This window comes from Streptomyces africanus, assembly GCF_002150735.1.
Classification (GTDB): domain Bacteria; phylum Actinomycetota; class Actinomycetes; order Streptomycetales; family Streptomycetaceae; genus Streptomyces; species Streptomyces africanus.
Genome location: NZ_MUKA01000623.1, coordinates 2,287 through 2,933, shown reverse-complemented (window position 1 = coordinate 2,933; position 647 = coordinate 2,287). Strand labels below are relative to the sequence as shown.

Genomic DNA, 647 nt, shown 5'->3' with positions numbered 1-647 from the left:
TCTCCCGTCCCTCCCCCCCCGGGTTCGCGCACGATCAGGAGGCTGCCCATGTCCGCGTCCCTCTCCCGACCGCGTGTGGGGGTGTGGCTGATCGGAGCCCGCGGCTCCGTCGCCACCACCGTCGTCACGGGGTGCGCCGCCGTCGTCGCGGGACTGCACCCGCCCACCGGCATGGTGACCGAGACACCGGCGTTCACCGACAGCGGTCTGCCCGCGCTGTCCGGCCTCGTCTTCGGCGGCCACGACACCGTCGACTGCCCCCTGCCCAAACGCGCCGAGACCCTGACCGCCGGCGGCGTCCTCCCGCCGGGCGTGGCCACCGCGCTCGCCGCGGAACTCGCCGCCGCCGACCGGGAGATCAGGCCTGGCGGTCCCGCCCCGGGCGACACCCGGAGCGAAGCCGAGCTGATCGAGGCCTTCGCCGACGACATCCGCGACTTCGTACACCGCCATGACCTGGAGCGGGCCGTCGTGGTGAACGTCGCCTCCACCGAACCCGCCCCCCAGGGGCCCGACGCCCCGCTGCCGCCCAGCACCCTCTACGCGCTGGCGGCCCTGCGCGCGGGCTGCCCCTACGTCAACTTCACCCCCTCCGAGGGCATGCACCACCCCCTCGCCGCCCGCGAGGCCGAACGGAGCGGCCTGCC

The 647-nt window shown here is 75.6% G+C and carries 1 protein-coding gene; it reads left to right on the top strand.

Translation table 11 applies throughout. From position 1 onward, the window contains the following. Positions 1–48: 48 nt before the first annotated feature. A partial coding sequence (locus CCL05_RS46915; RefSeq protein ID WP_244204615.1) for an inositol-3-phosphate synthase occupies positions 49–647 on the top strand: 599 nt, incomplete at its 3' end.